This window comes from Gilliamella sp. X-60, from assembly GCF_057063585.1.
This window is the reverse complement of the sequence record NZ_JBXSQJ010000001.1, coordinates 31,542-47,607: the sequence shown is the minus strand read 5'-3', so window position 1 is coordinate 47,607 and position 16,066 is coordinate 31,542. Positions and strand designations below refer to the sequence as shown.

Here is a 16,066-nt window from a genome sequence, read left to right as displayed (position 1 = left end):
GAAATTTAAATAAGCATTACTTAGCTATATACTTGTTATTGCTAAATTTATCAATATCAAAGAAGTTAGTGAGGAAATAAAATGTTTTATATTTCCTCGGTTTTGGATTATATCTTGAAAGTTAATATATAGCGATTAGTTGTATTAAAAAATGTCTTTAATAATAAGCACCACACGCCCAACAATATGGTATTTATGAAAATCTATCTTAGAAACTTCAATAGTTGGATTCTGACTATTATTACAAATTAACAACCACCCATCGAGTGTTAAACGTACTTTCCTTAAAAAGGTAATATCTTCATATTCAATTAGGTATATTGCACCATCAACAATATCAGTTATTTCAGTATTTAGAATTAGCCCATTATTGTTTTCTATTTCTGGAGACATTAAATCACCTTTTGCCCAGTATATAATTAATTTTTTAGCATCTAAACCGCGATGCTTAGCCCAACCCTCAATAATAGGATAGTTCATTAATGGCGGTGTTTCTCTAACAAAACGTTCTTTTTGCGCTTCTTCTTTGGTTGGTAATTGTTTTTTATAAACAGGGATTCGATAAATGTTTTCGTTGTAAACATCTTCTTCATTTTTAGAATCTACAAATTCTAGCCTATGCCCAGTGGCCAGCCAATTAAAAGAAACATTACATTTTTCAGCAATGACTTCTAAACGGGTAAGTGATGGGTACGTTTTACCAGATAGATAATCTCTAATTACAGTTTCTGACATATCGCATTTTTTCGCGAATGCAGAAACAGATAAACCTTGCATTGAGCTGTGTAATCTATCTTTGAAAGTTTTAACATTATTATTTTTAATTGAATTCATCTTTGATCCATTATTTCTCGCATAAATTCATTAATTATAGTGCATTTTTTTGTGATTTTGTATATGAAAATAATATATAAAATCAATTCAGTGGTTTTTATTCTATGTTAATTGTGCTTTTTTAATTTTATATATTCGATTTTATGTTTTTTTTCTTTTTTTAATATAAGATTTATCGTGTTGTTAAAAAAAACGATTATCTTTTGTTTTTTCTGCTTGATTTCTTATATTTTTCTGCGAAATTTACTTATTTTAATGTTTTGTAAGTGTTTTTTTTATTAAAATTGATGTTTGTCAGGTGATTTTTAGTGGTTAAATTTTAGTTATCATTATGTTTTTATTTAATTTGTTTATTTTTTATGAAATTGTTAAATAAGCTAGAAAACAAATAAAAACGTTGACTAAAGCGAAAAAAAATGGATAATAAGCAGGGTAAGGATTTTTCATTGTTTTCTTTCCTTATATTCCTTATATTTCATGTTGGCCTGTATAATTTTATACAGGTCTTTTTTTATTCTTTAACTATTCATGAAATCACGTCATAAAAAGAGTATAATGAGCACTTTATAAAATCTATTTTAAAGCCCACCCTAATATAGAGCGTTATATTTATTGAGAGGATTTGATTATGTCTTTTAGCATTCCACACCTTTTAGTGTTTTTGGCCGTAGTTATTTTATTATTTGGGACTAAAAAATTACGTAATTTAGGCTCGGATCTGGGTTCAGCATTAAAAGGCTTTAAAAAGGCGATGAATGATGACGAAGTTGAATCGAAAAATGATGATAAGTTAGATAATAAATAGTTGTACTTATAGGTATGAATACTCATTTTGATGTAGCAATTGTTGGTGGTGGGTTAGTGGGTTTAGCAACGGCGTGCGCACTTAGTCAATATGCTCTAAACATTGCAATTATAGATACTAAAATTCATCAGCATGCATCCTTGTCATATGAAGATGTTGGTATTAGAGCTTCAGCTATTAATGGCGCAAGTCAACGGTATTTTTCGCAAATCGGTATATGGGATGATTTGTGCGCAAGTCAACGTGTACAAGAGTTTAGCGAAATAGGTGTATGGGAAAAATATGGTCAAGCTCATTTGTCTGCTCATGCCAAAGATTATGATTATCCTAACCTTGGATATATAATCGAAAATAATGTCATTTCTCATTATCTTTACCAATATGCTTTAAATTGCTCCAATATCAATATTTTTAGTTGTGAAGCCATTGATTGTACATTTAATGATGACTTTGCCTTTTTGACGCTTGCTGATAAAACTGTTTTACAATCTAAATTAATGGTAGGTGCAGATGGTGCTCATTCTTGGGTGCGTAGATGCGAAAATATTTCTGTTTTTGAGCGCGATTATATTCATCATGCTGTTATTACAACTGTTGAAACTGAGTATCCACATCAATCTTGTGCTAGACAAGTATTTTATCCCAATGGGATTATCGCTTTTCTTCCTCTTTGGGATGAATATAAAAGTTGCTTAGTTTGGTCGACTAAACCTGATAATGCAGCAATTTTGACTTCGCTTTGTGAATCTGAATTTTCAAATCAATTATCAGCGTTAACAGGCGATAAGGTAGGCAAATGCAAATTAATTAACCCGCGCATGGTATTTCCATTAAAAGCGCGTTTTGCAAAACAATTTGTTAAACATCGCCTAGTACTTATTGGTGATGCTGCGCACACGATTCATCCTTTAGCAGGACAAGGTGTCAATTTAGGGTTTCAAGACTCCGCTTTATTAGTTTCGACCATTAAACAATTAATTGATACACAAAAAGATATTGGACTTGTAAATAATTTGAAGTCATTTGAGTTTAACCGTCGTAAAGATACGTTAGTTATGTTAACAGCCATGCGAACTATTCAAGATATGTTTAATGGTGATAATGTGCTGAAAAAGACATTAAGAACCATTGGTATGAATGCTATTAATCATAGCTCATTATTAAAAAAACAATTGATCAAATATGCTATGCATATTTGATCTAGGTTGACATTTTATTACTGTGATTTTTGTCAAAAAGTTTCTAATAGGAATGCGTTTTAGTATAAAAAAGCCAGCAAATGATACCTAATATTGCCAAAGACGTGCTTGCAATGATTATCGCTATCCATCCGTAATGACTAAATAAATAGGTCGAACCCACAGATCCTAGCATTCCGCCAATAAAATAACATACCATATAACCTGTATTCATTCGGCTGCGTGCTTCGGGTCTAATTTGATAAATGGCATTCATACTTGAGACGTGGGTAACTTGTACGGCAAAATCTAATAAAATCACGCCAATAATTAAGGCATAAATTGAATATTGGGCTAACGAGAGTGGCAACCAAGATAACAGTAATAAGCATAACCCAATAGTGGTTGCAATAAAACCTTTGCCTTTGTCTGACAATTTTCCTACTATTGGTGATCCCATTGCCCCAGCCGCACCAGCAAGTCCAAATAAGCCAATAATAAAATCAGAATAGTGGTATGGTGCATTAGTTAACAAAAAGGCAAGCGGTGTCCATAATAGTGAAAATAGTGCAAATGATATAATGGCTAATAGTGAACGAATTCTAAGCGTTGGTTCTTGTTTATATAATAAAGCAATCGACCATAACAGCTTAAAATAATTAATGTTAATATCACTACGGTAACTAGGTAGAGAAATCCAGAGTAATAGCGTCACAATGGTCATCATACCTGTTGCAATCCAATACACGTCATGCCAATCAGCAATTGTTGAAATGATGCCAGCAAAGGTTCTACCTAATAAAATACCTAGTAGCATACCGCTCATTAACATGCCCACAATTTTACCACGATGCTCTGGTTTTGATAGCGTAGCGGCAAAAGGAATTAAAACTTGAGCCACCGTTGAAAATAGCCCTGTCATAGCTGTGCCTATTATAAGCATGCCTATATTTTGAGATAATGCGCTTACCATAAGTCCACAAGTGGATAATATCATTAAAATAATAATCAGCCTTTTACGCTCCAATTTATCGCCAAGTGGTGCGATAAAAAGTAAGCCAACAGCATAACTAAATTGCGCAGCCATAATGATTGATCCTGCATTTTCTACTTTTATATGCAGATCATGTGTAATCGAATGTAATAGCGGCTGCGCATAATAATTGCTGGCAATAGTAATACCAATAGCAAATGCCATTAAAAAGACTAAGTAGCTAGATAAACTTTGATGTGGTTTGCTTTGCATAACAGAATATCGTTAAAAATAATCGATAATTATATACGAAAAATAACCTAGATACTGATAAAGAAGCGTTAGTAAGCCGTTTGTTTTAATAAGTTATAAATAGGCGTTGCTAGTCCTATTTTGGCATTGTCAGCTTTAAGGTTATACCAATAGCCACAAGATTCATCCCAACATTTTTTATATTTAGTGATAACACAATGGATAGGAATAATATCTAAGTGAAAATGGCTAAATGTGTGGCGAAAGGCAATGAGTTGCTTTGGTTTGGTTGTTTCAATTCCGTATTTTTTTAACCAGTCAGTTAACGCTTGTTTACTTGAAAACTGAGGTAAACAATATAGGCCTCCCCAAATGCCAGACGCAGGTCTTTTTTCGAGCCAAATAGTTTGGTTATATTCAAGCATTAAAAAATAAGCTATTTTTTCAGGAATAGTATTTTTAGGTTTTTTGGTTGGGTATTGTTGCCAACTTTCAGTTTTATAGGCAAGACAATGATTATGTAAAGGACATAAAGTGCATTTAGGTTTAGAGCGAGTACAAACCGTTGCTCCAATATCCATCATGGCTTGATTAAATTTTGCAACATCATTTTTTGGTGTAACTTGCTCACTCAATTGCCAGAGATTATTTTCAACAGTTTTAATACCAGGCCAGCCTTCAACTGCAAAATATCGGGTTAAAACACGTTTTACATTGCCATCTAAAATGGGATAATGCTGATTTTGTGAAAGTGATAAAATTGCCCCAGCAGTTGAACGCCCTATGCCGGGTAGTGCAATGACATCGTCAAATTGTGTTGGGAATTCACCATTAAACTTTTCAGCAATCATTTGGGCTGCTTTATGTAAGTTACGTGCCCTTGCATAATAGCCAAGACCTGTCCAAAGATGCAATACATCATCTATTGAAGCTTTTGCTAGGTCAGTTACCTTGGGGAATTGTTCAATAAAACGGTTAAAGTAAGGGATAACAGTTGCAACTTGAGTTTGTTGCAACATGACTTCTGATAACCAAACATGATAAGGGCTTTTTTCGATTTGCCAAGGTAGTGATTTTCTACCATACTGTTCATACCAGTTAAGTACCGCTTGTGAAAAATGTTGCATTGCCATAGTCATTACATTACCGCAACAATTGAATCACTTGGATAGCATCCGAGCACCTTAGTATATAGCGTCATTGATGCTAGTTCTTTGAGTGCTGTTTGCATTTCATAAGAATGGATGTTGCCTTGCAAATCAATATAAAACATTTCTTCCCATGGTGTACCATGAATTGGACGCGACTCAAGTTTAGTCATGACGATATTATGATTACGTAATACTAATAGGGCATCAACTAAAGCACCTGCTTGTTGGCCAGTCTTCATTAAAATTGTGGTTTTAGCTGGAATTTGATCCGAAACCTCAAACGGCTGGCGTGCCAACACAATAAAACGCGTAATGTTTTCTTTTTGATTAGCAAAGTTATGTTCAAGGACTTGCAGTCCATATAATTCACCGCCATCTTTATTACCGATTGCTGCAACATTAGGTTGATTTAATTTAACAACAGTTTCCATTGCTGATGAGGTACTGTCGCAATATACAATCTTCCAATGAGGGTAGTTTTCTAGGAAGTTACTGCATTGCTGGAATGGTTGTGGATGACTATAAATAGTATTAATTTGCTCAAGTTGTGAATTTGGTATAGCGAGAACGCAATGATCGATAGGTAAAGAAAGCTCACCAATAATGTGCAAATTGGTTTTTTGCAATAAATCATAAACCTCATTAATCGAGCCTGAGCTAGAATTTTCTATTGGTAAAATGCCATAATCTACCGCACCATTTTCGACTTGTTCAAAAATATCTTTAAAGGTTGAACAGCCTAATTCAATCATTTCATCTAAGTGAGCGCTAGCATAGCGGCGAGCAGCTGAATGTGAATAAGATCCTTTGGGACCTAAAAAGGCAACTTTGGCAGTGGCACTAGTGCCGTGATTAAGCTTTTCTTGTAATATTTTTTGTTGTAATAGTACTGAATCTTCGATAATTAATTGATATAAGCGTTTAATAAATACATCATCAAGATGATAGTTTTTGCCTTGATTGATTAAGGATTTTATCAGTGAACGCTCACGCTCCATATCGCGTACCGGAATGTTCGCATCAATTTTAGTATGAATTACTTGTGTTGAGAGTTTGCGTCGTTCAGCAATAAGTTCTAACAACGTTTTATCTAGCTCATTAATCTTATCTCGTAAAGGTAATAAAGGGTTTGCTGTCATTTTCATTAGATATTTAAAAAAAGATAGTTTGTATTATAACAAGCAAAAAAATAAAGACACTATCAAAGTCTATTTTTATGATAGAATAAAGATATACCTACTGTGGACTCGATATAACAAAAGTTTTTATTTTCTGTTTATTATCATGATATAAAAAGTGTCTAAATTACCAAGATTTTTAGGTCATCATAATATATTCAAAAAATCTATCTCAAGTCTTTGGTATAAACGTGTAGAGTTTGTACAATATATTTACAAATCTTAACAAAAATCTAGTTTTTTACTTTCAAATAACTGTTTTTTATTTATAATGCAAGTTCTATATGCTAATTTGCACAGTTCTTATTATTTGCATGGAAAAATATCATTAATTAATGATAAAAAAGGCACCTATAGAATTTTATTCTAGAAAATTGAAAATAAGTTAAGAATTATCAAAAGGAATAGGTAATTATAAAATGAAGGAATCAAACACATTTCTTGATCACCCACAAAAATTAATTTCAAAAAATGCTTCTCTTTTTACATGTTTAGCTTCTTATTTTAATTATCGCTCCTATGTAGTAACTAAGTTAGTTGAATGTACTTTTTCATTGTCAAAATGTTGCAATTTACGTTTAATTCTATTGATTGTTATTTATCCTATGTTATTCGTTAATAATGCGAATGCATTATCGGCAGCGACAGCAAATGTGGTAAATGGAAGCGCTCCGTACTTAAGTTTGGATGGTGGGGAAACTAAAATAAATAGTGCTGAAGGACTATTAGGAATAACGTTACCTAATGGGCATTATATTCCACCTGGGGTTAATAGTGCGCTTTATCCTAATGCGACTATAGATACTTCAAGCGCAAGCAATCCTATTGAGTTACCAAGTAACACAACGTTTGCTGATATACAAACAATGGTGCCAGTGGCAAGTTATCCTAGCATTGAGTTAAATAAATTGGTCAATTCACCGTATAATTACGGGAAAGATGACGATGGTGATGTTGAAATAAGTGCAACGGGGAGCTTGATGATCCAATGGCAAGACAAAAAAGGTCAAGATATTACAACACAAGTCAAAAATCACCAAAAAGCAACATTAAGCGCGTGTAGCGCACCTTATAAACTGACACTAACGGCAACAAACGTTAGTATATCAACGAAGTATGGTCAGCCAAAGAGCAATACCTTTATAGGTGATCGTTATACATATCATATTGTTGTTCCTAATATGGATAAGCCATGTCCTTCCGTTGCTTTTGCTCAGCCCAATTTATTGTTTTCTGCTGGAGATGAATCGCCAGATTTATGGAATGATCAAAAAGGGTTTAAAGTCGCCGATGTGAGTGACACAACAAAGAACTTCCCGACTACGGGAGCAAACAAATTGTATTTCTTTTTACTCTTAAAAAATATAACCCCAGAACAGGTTATAGCTGCAAATGGTACAAAGGTGAGTGCAACAAATGGTATGGGTGTGACATTATCATTAAGCAAGAGTACAACAGGTTGGCGAGACACACCTTTAGGTGAAGCAGCATTAAAGATAGAACTAAATGGACCTGATATAAGCTCAAATAATAAGGCATTTACCCCTTCATTATTTAATATTTATGCAGATAGTACCCATTTAGAATTGTTATACAGTTTCAAAATAGAGCGTTGGTATATAATTCCGATTCAACGGAGTCGCACTTATGACGATATCCAAAAATTTTGTCGTAATTTAGGTAATGGCTATCGAGTTCCTGATGCAAATGATTTAACTAATGCAAATGGGGATGGTTGGACCGGAGGTATACCGGGCAGAAATGTTAACAGTTACCAAAGGCGTTTAAGTTATCGTGATAGTAATCGCTGGATTGGCGGGATACTTAATGAGTGGGGCTATATTACTGATACCCCTAACAACGCTTTCTTGAATCATGGATATTGGGTTACCCAGTCGAATAACATCTGCCGATCTGATTCTGAAATACTATTTGCTAACTCAATGTTTGGTAACGTTAATTGCTCGGCATATACCACTAGAGTAATCGAAAAAGACCAATATGATAAAGTCGGCGATGTCTGTGTGAGCCCATAATACTATATTTTCTAAATTGAGAATGAGTATTGTTATCGTTTTATCCGAACATACTTATATTTAATATCACTGTTATTGTGATTTACTGTATAAAAGGGGAATTATTCCCCTTCTGGTATGGCTTCTTTTATGCTATTAAATGCCCGACGAGCTTCGCCTTTATGTTGCAGTTTATTGAGTTGTTTTTCTAGTTTATCAATAAGATCATTAATTGCGGCATACATATCAATATGTTTGGCAGACGCAACTAATGGCGTTCCTTTAGTAGCAATTGTTGCATCAACAATAAATCCATTTGGTTCTTTGGATAAAATAAAATGAGGATTGATTAGCTGTGCTCTCCATTTATCTAACTTCGAAAACTTATCTTCTAGGTAGCTACGAATTGCAGGGGTAATATCCATTTGTTTACTGGTAATACTTAAAGCCATAGTTGACCTCCGTTTTTTATCAATAAATCTAACATTTTTAAATGTTGTTATTACTACATTGGCAAATTATTTTATTCTCGTCAATAAGATATTTATTATTGATCACATTTTTGTGAATTTAATTTAAAAATAGATTCTATTAATTAGCTATTGCATAACAGTGGGGCTGAAACTGATTTTACTATATACTGTGTCAATAAGTATTTAGTTTATTATGCGTTATAAGATATTTTCAATGAATGAGGATAATGTGAGTTATTTAGATAATGTAAAGATTGTTTTGGTTGAAACATCTCATACAGGTAATATGGGCTCTGCTGCAAGAGCAATGAAAACCATGGGATTAACGAATCTTTGTTTAGTTAATCCAGTCATCAAGCCCGATTCTCAATCGATTTCGTTAGCGGCAGGTGCGAGTGATATTATTAAAAACGCGCAAATTTTTTCGTCACTTGAACAAGCGATTGCCGACTGTACTTTAGTGATTGGCACTAGCGCCCGCTCTCGTAGTTTGCAATGGCCACACTTAACCCCAAAAACATGTGGTGATAAGATTATTCAAGAAGCAACTAATGCCAGCGCTCAGGTTGCTTTGGTCTTTGGTCGCGAGCGAGTCGGTTTAACCAATGAAGAATTGCAAAAGTGCCATTATCATGTTGGCATTCCTGCTAATCCTGATTATAGTTCTTTAAACCTTGCCATGTCGGTACAAGTTTTGTGTTATGAAATTCGTATGTCAATGTTAAATCTTGAAAATAACATATCAGAGCAAACAAATGCAAATCTGTCCGAAACTGAATTTCCTATTGATGCCGATATAGAGCGTTTTTACCAGCATTTAGAACAAACTTTATTACACACTGGCTTTATTAATGCCAACCATCCGGGGCAAATTATGGGACGTTTGCGACGATTGTTTACTCGCGCACGCATTGAACAACAGGAACTGAATATTTTGCGTGGTATTTTAACTTCGATTGATAAAACGTTACGATGATCACAAATAGAAACACCCACAGAATTGTGGGTGTTATTTTTAATTGACACTGCTTAGTGCGTTATTTTATTTATTCATCAAAATTTCGATTTTGAGAATATTAACTTTTTTTGCGCCATGTTGTTCCATTCGCGCCATCTTCAAGCACAATATTCATTGCATTTAATTTGTCGCGAGCTTCGTCGGCTTGTGCCCAATTTTTACTTACTCTGGCTTCATTGCGTTGTTTTATTAATGCCTCAACTAATGCAACATCAACATCATCTTGCTGATCACCTTGTAAAAATTTAATGGGATCTTGCTCTAATAGTCCAAGTACAGCGGATAAATAACGTAATTCAGCAGCTAATTCATTAGCAAGTGACATATTATTATCAGCTTTGGCTTTATTAATTTCACGAGCTAAATCAAAAAGAGTTGAATAAGCTTCTGGCGTATTAAAGTCATCATCCATAGCATCACAAAATTGGCGATAATAATTACTGTCAGGCGTCATGTGTGGATGAGTTGGATCAGTGCCTCGTAGGGCTGTATAGAGTCTCTCTAGTGCTATTCTCGCTTGCTTTAAATTTTCTTCGCTATAATTGAGTTGGCTACGATAATGACCTGATAGTAAAAAGTAACGCACTGTTTCGGCATCATAATGTTTTAGTACATCGCGAATTGTGAAAAAATTATTAAGTGATTTTGACATTTTTTCTTGGTCTATCATAACCATGCCTGAATGCATCCAATAATTGACATATTGACCATCATGCGCACAGGTTGATTGGGCAATTTCATTTTCATGATGTGGAAACATTAAATCAGAACCACCACCGTGGATATCAAAGTGATTACCTAATTGATAACTATTCATCGCCGAACATTCAATGTGCCAACCTGGGCGACCTTTACCCCATGGCGAATCCCAACTTGGTTCATTCGGTTTTGACATTTTCCATAACACAAAATCCATTGGATTACGTTTAACATCAACTACATCAACACGCGCACCGGCTTGTAGCTGTTCTAAATTTTGTCGCGATAAAATACCATAATTTGGATCACTGTCTACTGAAAACATCACATCGCCATTATCGGCAATATAGGCATGATTTTTGGCAATTAATTCTTCAACTAATTGGATAATTTGTGGCATGTGATGAGTAGCACGTGGTTCTATATCCGGGCGTTTTATATTAAGTGCATCAAAATCTGCATACATTTCTTGAAGCATTCGATCAGTAAGTTGATCACAACTTTCGCCATTTTCGAGTGCACGCTTGATGATTTTGTCATCAACATCAGTAATATTACGCACATAAGTTAAATCATAACCTAAAAAACGTAAATAACGTGTGACAACATCAAATGCAACAAAAGTACGCCCGTGACCAATATGGCAAAGATCGTAAATGGTTACTCCACAAACATAAAGCCCAACTTTATTAGGGGTAATAGGTTGAAATGTTTCTTTCTCGCGGGTTAATGTATTGAATATTTTTAACATTATTATCTACAGGTTAAAATTAATGGATTTTGTTAAATAATATAACAAAAATCTGGATATGGCGAAATTACTTATTCTAAACTTTGTAAAGAAATAGAGTGAATATGCATAAACCAAAATAATAGCTTTTGGTTTATCGTTTTGGTATGTGCCTTAATAAATGAGGATAAAGAAGATATATCTGAAAGTAAAAATATAAGCTTAAAACGCATTATTGTTTTAAATTCGATAGAAATAAATGAGCATAATCGCCCCAAGTACTGAAATTAACAAACTAGGAAAGTTAAAACCTGTTATACTACCCCAGCCAAATAAGGAGCTAATACACTCGCCCATTAAGGCTCCTGTCAAGCCTAATAAAGTCGTTTTAATTATACCAATACGTCCTAGTGGCATAAAAAGCTTGGCAATAAAGCCAGCAACTAATCCTAGAGCAATTATCAAACTTATAATTTTCATAATAAATTCCTTTGGTTATTGAAATTATAATTAGTTTACTAAATTAAAAAATCTAATAGATGCTGGTGTTCAATATAATGGATTTAATTAAAAATAATATATTGTAAGTCGCTCAGTTTTTTTACACTTTATGTGTGGAATAATTCTTTAATAACGCATAAGGCGTTTTTCCCAAAATTGCTTTATTTAGTGAATAAATCTTTTCTACCTTTTGCATCGCCAACTATTTTCTGATTATGCCATATCTTCATTAAAATGCATATCGTGTTTTTATCTTTCCTATTTGTTAGAGGGTAGGCTGAGTTTGTGAATTTTTGATTGATACGTTAGTTATCGCATGTTTTAACCGATAGGTACTGCAAATTCTCAATTAATCACGAAACGGTATAGAATCCTGAATATTTTTTACAAAAAATAGAACCTAAGAAGTGAACCACTGGGGAAATACCTCATAGTGAGTACAAAACTGATATAGAAAATTACGCTGCCTGTTTTAGTGTTTTATATTCAATAGGTATTATGTTATTTAATGCCTCACCAGGTCTTTTCGTATTAGTTTCGTTTTTATAAGTATTTATTACAGTCGTTGCTCAAGTTAGGGGGGAAACAACGCAAGTAAGGCAATCACTACAAATGGAGATAAGGATGATATATCTAGAAATATTAAGCATGAAGTGTATTTAAATTGGCGGGAAACCCGCCAATTTAACAGGAACAAATTATTTTTTTATGTGACGATAGATATAAATGAGTATAATCGAACCAAGTACTGAAATTAACAAACTAGGGAAGTTAAATCCAGTCACACTACCCCAACCAAAGAAGGTGCTAATATAGCCACCCACTAAAGCACCTGCAATGCCTAATAAAATAGTTTTAAATACACCTACACTTCCTAGTGGCATAAAAAACTTGGCAATCCAGCCGGCAATTAATCCTAGAATTATCCAACTTATAATACCCATGATAATTTCCTCTTGTGATTGAAATTAACTTTAGTTTACTTAAATTAATTAAAAAATCTAACAGAAGATAATGTTCAATGAAATAGTTTTAATCGATTAATTAAGAGTCATAAATAATATGCAAAATATATTAATAGCTAATACTACTAAAGAAAATAGGGATTTAATTTAAAAACTCACTATACCAATAAAATATTGTGAGTTCATAAATATTTTTACATTTTATAATTATGGATAATAAAAGTTAATAATGTTTTGCCCTGTTTTCGTTCTCTTAACATATATTAAAAAAGATAAGCTGATAATTAGCGCTAAGTATAAGGGAGATTAAATCTCCCTTATAACATTATTGTTCAAAAATTGTGTTATGTAGAATTTTAATAATGGATTCTGCGTCATTGCTTTTTGCTAATAGGCAAAGATTGTGAGTACTTGCCCCATAACAGCAAAGTCTAATAATAAAATCATCTAATACACCAAACACCTCTTTTGCTATACCTTGTGTTGATGTTAGGTTATTGCCAATAATAGCAATTAGTGCTAAGTCTTCTTCAACTGTGACATGACACATTGTTGACAGTTCATCAAATAATGCTTTTGTTAATAAACTGTTGCCGTTAGTGTTAGTGCCTGTGGTATCAATAGTTAATGCGATACTGACTTCAGAGGTTGTGACTAAATCAACCGAAATATTATGTTTGGCTAATATCGTAAACACATTAGCTAAAAAACCTTGTGCATGCAGCATATTTAAACTAGTAAGTGTTAATAATGTTTGCTTGCGACGCAGGGCTAACGCTCTAAATACGGGTAATTTAGATGTAATGCTATTAGTGTTGTAAACAATGGTTCCTCCTTCTTGAGGCGCTTTACTTGAACCAACAAAAACCGGGATATTACTACGCACAGCTGGGACTAGTGTTGCTGGGTGTAGTACCTTCGCGCCAAACGTTGCCATTTCGGTTGCTTCAGCAAAAGATATCTCATCAATGCGTTTAGCCGCAGGTGTAATGCGCGGATCGTTAGTATAAATCCCTGCAACATCAGTCCAAATGTCAATTTGAGTGGCATTCAATGCTTCACCTAATAACGCTGCGGTATAATCGCTTCCTCCACGGCCTAAGGTGGTCGTTTTACCAGAACTTTCACTACCGATAAACCCTTGTGTTACAATGACGCTACGATCGTTTAGTGATTTTAAATGTGCACAGCAAAGCTGTTTAATATCTTCAATTTTAGGTGTGGCTTTACCAAATTTATCATCGGTGCGCATAACTTTACGGACGTCAAACCATATGGCATTTTTTTGTTTTTCTTTCAATATTTCAACAAACAGTTTTGAAGACATAATTTCACCGTGACTAACTAGCTCATCAGTTAATGCTGGTGATGTAGCTAAACTTGCGGCTTCAGACAAAGAGGCTATATTAGCAATGATTTTGTCAATTTCAGTTCGTAGTTCGGGATTTTCAGGTAATTGTTCTAAGATGTTGTATTGGATTGATTGGATTTTGGCAATATGTTGAGTTCGAACATCGGCATCACGTCCTTCTGCTAATGCGACTAGTAAATTTGTTACGCCAGCAGATGCCGATAGTACTACAACTTTTACGTTAGGATTAGCTATTACAATATTGGCACTATTTACCATTGAAGGATAATCGGCAACACTAGTACCACCAAATTTAGCAATTACAAATGATGTTTCCATAAATTCCTCATATTAAAAATTTTTATTTTTAACAGAGTTAGAGCGGGTGTGTCCTATTTACAATTAAAAAATACAGACCATGAAGCGCTCCACCTGTTAAGGTGACAACCCAAGGGATTCAGCCCTTGCAGTCGATTTGATCGCTTCTGGATTGGCAATCAAACCTCGGCATTACATCCCCTCGATCATTTATTCGTGGTTCCAGTCCCTAAAATGATTTACCTGAGTAATGCGCCTCTTCGTTTTTGCAACTTCAGTTACGAAATCAGCGTTATATAGGATTAACGATTTTATTAATTGTGTCAATAGGTTAAATATTAAAATTATTTGCTAGCAATAGGGGAAATGGAAAAACCTATAACTCACGTTCAAACAATTCAATAATGGTTTGATATAATTTTTTTACTGTATATTCTTTAGTAGGTGTACTAAATATAGTGTCATCGCCCGCAATTGAACCTAAAATGCCTTCTGATTTACCAATTGAGTCAAGTAATCGAGCAATGAGTTGAGCGGCACCAGGGCTGGTTCTTATCACCACCATTGAACTATTGAAATCAATATCAATCACTAAATTTTTTAATGGACTACTCGTTGTAGGCACACTTATTTCTGCAGGTAAACAATAGACCATTTCGGATTTTGCATTGCGGGTTCTCACTGCGCCAAATTTGGTTAGCATACGCGAAACTTTGGATTGATTGATGTTATCAAAACCTTGTTCTTGTAGCGCTTGTACGATTTCTACTTGTGAACTAAACTTCTCTTGACGAAGTATCTCTTTAAATGTTTTAGTGAGATCGGCTTGTTTCATAATGTTCCTTGGTTTTTAATTTGTTACTGATAGTGTGCCAATATATGCAGTCATAATACTTATAATAAAATTTGCTTGCTATTCAAATTAAAATAACGCCAGCAATTTTAGATAGCATGAATAATAATTTCGTTATAGATAATTATGAGTTAAATTGGCATAAAATTAAAGAGTTGGTTTTATTGCATCTTTAGGGCGAAAAGACTTTATAACTTGTTCATGGGTTTCAATGTAAGGTCCTTCTAATAGTTGTATACAATAGGGGATGCTAGCAAAAATGCCACTAACAATGACATTGCCTTGGTTATCTTTAACTCCCTCAAGGGTTTCTCTTATTGATTTTGGTCTGCCTGGTAGGTTTATGATCAAACATTTTTTGCGAATAACACCAACTTGTCTTGATAAAATTGCTGTTGGTACAAAATGTAAGCTGATTTGACGCATTTGCTCTCCATATCCCGGCATCACCCGATCGGAAATCGCCAGTGTTGCATCAGGTGTTACATCTCTAATTGCAGGACCAGTGCCTCCGGTGGTTAAAATTAAATGGCAATGTAGATTATCAACAAGCTCACATAATGTTTGTTCAATGATAGCTTGCTCATCGGGAATAATACGATTTTCGGTTACAAAAGGCGTTTTCAATGCGGTTTGTAACCATGAAACTAATGATGGAATGCCTTCATCTTGGTAAACGCCACTTGAAGCTCTATCTGATACTGAAACTAACCCAATTTTAAACATGCTACTTATTCCTTCAACGATAAAGGCACACAGCTTGAAAATTAAA

General features: G+C 34.1%; 15 protein-coding genes and 1 riboswitch. Of the genes, 4 read left to right on the top strand and 11 right to left on the bottom strand.

What is annotated here, in order from left to right; translation table 11 throughout:
• Nucleotides 1–144: 144 nt before the first annotated feature.
• Nucleotides 145–834, bottom strand: a complete 690-nt coding sequence (locus ACYIAM_RS00225; RefSeq protein ID WP_174797338.1) for a LexA family transcriptional regulator — start codon at nt 832–834, stop codon at nt 145–147.
• A gap of 628 nt (nt 835–1,462) precedes the next feature.
• Between ACYIAM_RS00225 and ACYIAM_RS00220 the strand changes: the two genes are divergently transcribed.
• Together ACYIAM_RS00220 and ACYIAM_RS00215 are read left to right on the top strand one after the other, a co-directional pair.
• Nucleotides 1,463–1,639 carry a Sec-independent protein translocase subunit TatA gene (locus tag ACYIAM_RS00220; RefSeq protein ID WP_065637331.1) on the top strand — a complete coding sequence of 59 codons (177 nt, stop codon included), beginning with the start codon at nt 1,463–1,465 and terminating at the stop codon, nt 1,637–1,639.
• A 14-nt stretch (nt 1,640–1,653) separates the two neighbouring features.
• On the top strand, nt 1,654–2,838 hold the full coding sequence (locus ACYIAM_RS00215) for an FAD-dependent monooxygenase (protein ID WP_174797337.1): 1,185 nt from the start codon (nt 1,654–1,656) through the stop codon (nt 2,836–2,838).
• 43 nt (nt 2,839–2,881) lie between these two features.
• Here ACYIAM_RS00215 and ACYIAM_RS00210 read toward each other — a convergent pair whose 3' ends face one another.
• From ACYIAM_RS00210 to pheA, 3 genes are all read right to left on the bottom strand, one after another.
• Complete coding sequence (locus tag ACYIAM_RS00210; RefSeq protein WP_174797336.1) at nt 2,882–4,063, bottom strand: MFS transporter; 1,182 nt, start codon at nt 4,061–4,063, stop codon at nt 2,882–2,884.
• A gap of 68 nt (nt 4,064–4,131) precedes the next feature.
• Nucleotides 4,132–5,175, bottom strand: coding sequence for an A/G-specific adenine glycosylase (gene mutY, locus ACYIAM_RS00205; RefSeq protein ID WP_483746953.1), 1,044 nt, complete (start codon nt 5,173–5,175; stop codon nt 4,132–4,134).
• A 5-nt stretch (nt 5,176–5,180) separates the two neighbouring features.
• The gene (gene pheA / locus ACYIAM_RS00200) at nt 5,181–6,332 is read right to left on the bottom strand and encodes a bifunctional chorismate mutase/prephenate dehydratase (RefSeq protein ID WP_483746848.1); all 1,152 of its coding nucleotides are present in this window, start codon (nt 6,330–6,332) and stop codon (nt 5,181–5,183) included.
• Between the two features lie 458 nt (nt 6,333–6,790).
• On the opposite strand from pheA, the gene ACYIAM_RS00195 reads away from it, so the two are divergent.
• The gene (locus ACYIAM_RS00195) at nt 6,791–8,407 is read left to right on the top strand and encodes a hypothetical protein (RefSeq protein ID WP_483746847.1); all 1,617 of its coding nucleotides are present in this window, start codon (nt 6,791–6,793) and stop codon (nt 8,405–8,407) included.
• A 101-nt stretch (nt 8,408–8,508) separates the two neighbouring features.
• Here ACYIAM_RS00195 and raiA read toward each other — a convergent pair whose 3' ends face one another.
• Nucleotides 8,509–8,838, bottom strand: a complete 330-nt coding sequence (raiA, locus tag ACYIAM_RS00190; protein ID WP_483746846.1) for a ribosome-associated translation inhibitor RaiA — start codon at nt 8,836–8,838, stop codon at nt 8,509–8,511.
• Between the two features lie 235 nt (nt 8,839–9,073).
• Here raiA and trmJ point away from each other — a divergent pair, with 235 nt between their 5' ends.
• Nucleotides 9,074–9,835 carry a tRNA (cytosine(32)/uridine(32)-2'-O)-methyltransferase TrmJ gene (gene trmJ, locus ACYIAM_RS00185; protein ID WP_174797333.1) on the top strand — a complete coding sequence of 254 codons (762 nt, stop codon included), beginning with the start codon at nt 9,074–9,076 and terminating at the stop codon, nt 9,833–9,835.
• Nucleotides 9,836–9,935: 100 nt separating this feature from the next.
• Here the strand turns inward: trmJ and cysS are convergent, their stop codons facing one another.
• The 6 genes from cysS to mog all read right to left on the bottom strand — a co-directional run bounded on the left by cysS (nt 9,936) and on the right by mog (nt 16,020).
• Entirely contained in the window at nt 9,936–11,327 is a 1,392-nt protein-coding gene (gene cysS / locus ACYIAM_RS00180) for a cysteine--tRNA ligase (RefSeq protein WP_483746845.1), read from the bottom strand.
• Between the two features lie 219 nt (nt 11,328–11,546).
• A complete protein-coding gene (locus ACYIAM_RS00175) occupies nt 11,547–11,786 on the bottom strand; it encodes a GlsB/YeaQ/YmgE family stress response membrane protein (RefSeq protein WP_483746844.1) in 240 nt (79 codons plus the stop codon).
• A 719-nt stretch (nt 11,787–12,505) separates the two neighbouring features.
• A complete protein-coding gene (locus ACYIAM_RS00170) occupies nt 12,506–12,751 on the bottom strand; it encodes a GlsB/YeaQ/YmgE family stress response membrane protein (RefSeq protein WP_065637322.1) in 246 nt (81 codons plus the stop codon).
• A 346-nt stretch (nt 12,752–13,097) separates the two neighbouring features.
• Entirely contained in the window at nt 13,098–14,462 is a 1,365-nt protein-coding gene (gene lysC / locus ACYIAM_RS00165) for a lysine-sensitive aspartokinase 3 (protein ID WP_174797330.1), read from the bottom strand.
• Nucleotides 14,463–14,536: 74 nt separating this feature from the next.
• Nucleotides 14,537–14,710, bottom strand: a riboswitch (Lysine riboswitch).
• 107 nt (nt 14,711–14,817) lie between these two features.
• Nucleotides 14,818–15,276, bottom strand: coding sequence for a transcriptional regulator ArgR (argR, locus tag ACYIAM_RS00160; protein WP_065637320.1), 459 nt, complete (start codon nt 15,274–15,276; stop codon nt 14,818–14,820).
• A gap of 165 nt (nt 15,277–15,441) precedes the next feature.
• Entirely contained in the window at nt 15,442–16,020 is a 579-nt protein-coding gene (gene mog, locus ACYIAM_RS00155; RefSeq protein WP_483746843.1) for a molybdopterin adenylyltransferase, read from the bottom strand.
• Nucleotides 16,021–16,066: the final 46 nt, after the last annotated feature.

What these genes read in the sequence shown, in the direction of transcription:
- ACYIAM_RS00225 (WP_174797338.1), bottom strand. Translation starts at nt 834, where the DNA reads ATGAATTCAATTAAAAATAATAATGTTAAAACTTTCAAAGATAGATTA.
- ACYIAM_RS00220 (WP_065637331.1), top strand. Translation starts at nt 1,463, where the DNA reads ATGTCTTTTAGCATTCCACACCTTTTAGTGTTTTTGGCCGTAGTTATT.
- ACYIAM_RS00215 (WP_174797337.1), top strand. Translation starts at nt 1,654, where the DNA reads ATGAATACTCATTTTGATGTAGCAATTGTTGGTGGTGGGTTAGTGGGT.
- ACYIAM_RS00210 (WP_174797336.1), bottom strand. Translation starts at nt 4,063, where the DNA reads ATGCAAAGCAAACCACATCAAAGTTTATCTAGCTACTTAGTCTTTTTA.
- mutY (WP_483746953.1), bottom strand. Translation starts at nt 5,175, where the DNA reads ATGGCAATGCAACATTTTTCACAAGCGGTACTTAACTGGTATGAACAG.
- pheA (WP_483746848.1), bottom strand. Translation starts at nt 6,332, where the DNA reads ATGACAGCAAACCCTTTATTACCTTTACGAGATAAGATTAATGAGCTA.
- ACYIAM_RS00195 (WP_483746847.1), top strand. Translation starts at nt 6,791, where the DNA reads ATGAAGGAATCAAACACATTTCTTGATCACCCACAAAAATTAATTTCA.
- raiA (WP_483746846.1), bottom strand. Translation starts at nt 8,838, where the DNA reads ATGGCTTTAAGTATTACCAGTAAACAAATGGATATTACCCCTGCAATT.
- trmJ (WP_174797333.1), top strand. Translation starts at nt 9,074, where the DNA reads ATGAATGAGGATAATGTGAGTTATTTAGATAATGTAAAGATTGTTTTG.
- cysS (WP_483746845.1), bottom strand. Translation starts at nt 11,327, where the DNA reads ATGTTAAAAATATTCAATACATTAACCCGCGAGAAAGAAACATTTCAA.
- ACYIAM_RS00175 (WP_483746844.1), bottom strand. Translation starts at nt 11,786, where the DNA reads ATGAAAATTATAAGTTTGATAATTGCTCTAGGATTAGTTGCTGGCTTT.
- ACYIAM_RS00170 (WP_065637322.1), bottom strand. Translation starts at nt 12,751, where the DNA reads ATGGGTATTATAAGTTGGATAATTCTAGGATTAATTGCCGGCTGGATT.
- lysC (WP_174797330.1), bottom strand. Translation starts at nt 14,462, where the DNA reads ATGGAAACATCATTTGTAATTGCTAAATTTGGTGGTACTAGTGTTGCC.
- argR (WP_065637320.1), bottom strand. Translation starts at nt 15,276, where the DNA reads ATGAAACAAGCCGATCTCACTAAAACATTTAAAGAGATACTTCGTCAA.
- mog (WP_483746843.1), bottom strand. Translation starts at nt 16,020, where the DNA reads ATGTTTAAAATTGGGTTAGTTTCAGTATCAGATAGAGCTTCAAGTGGC.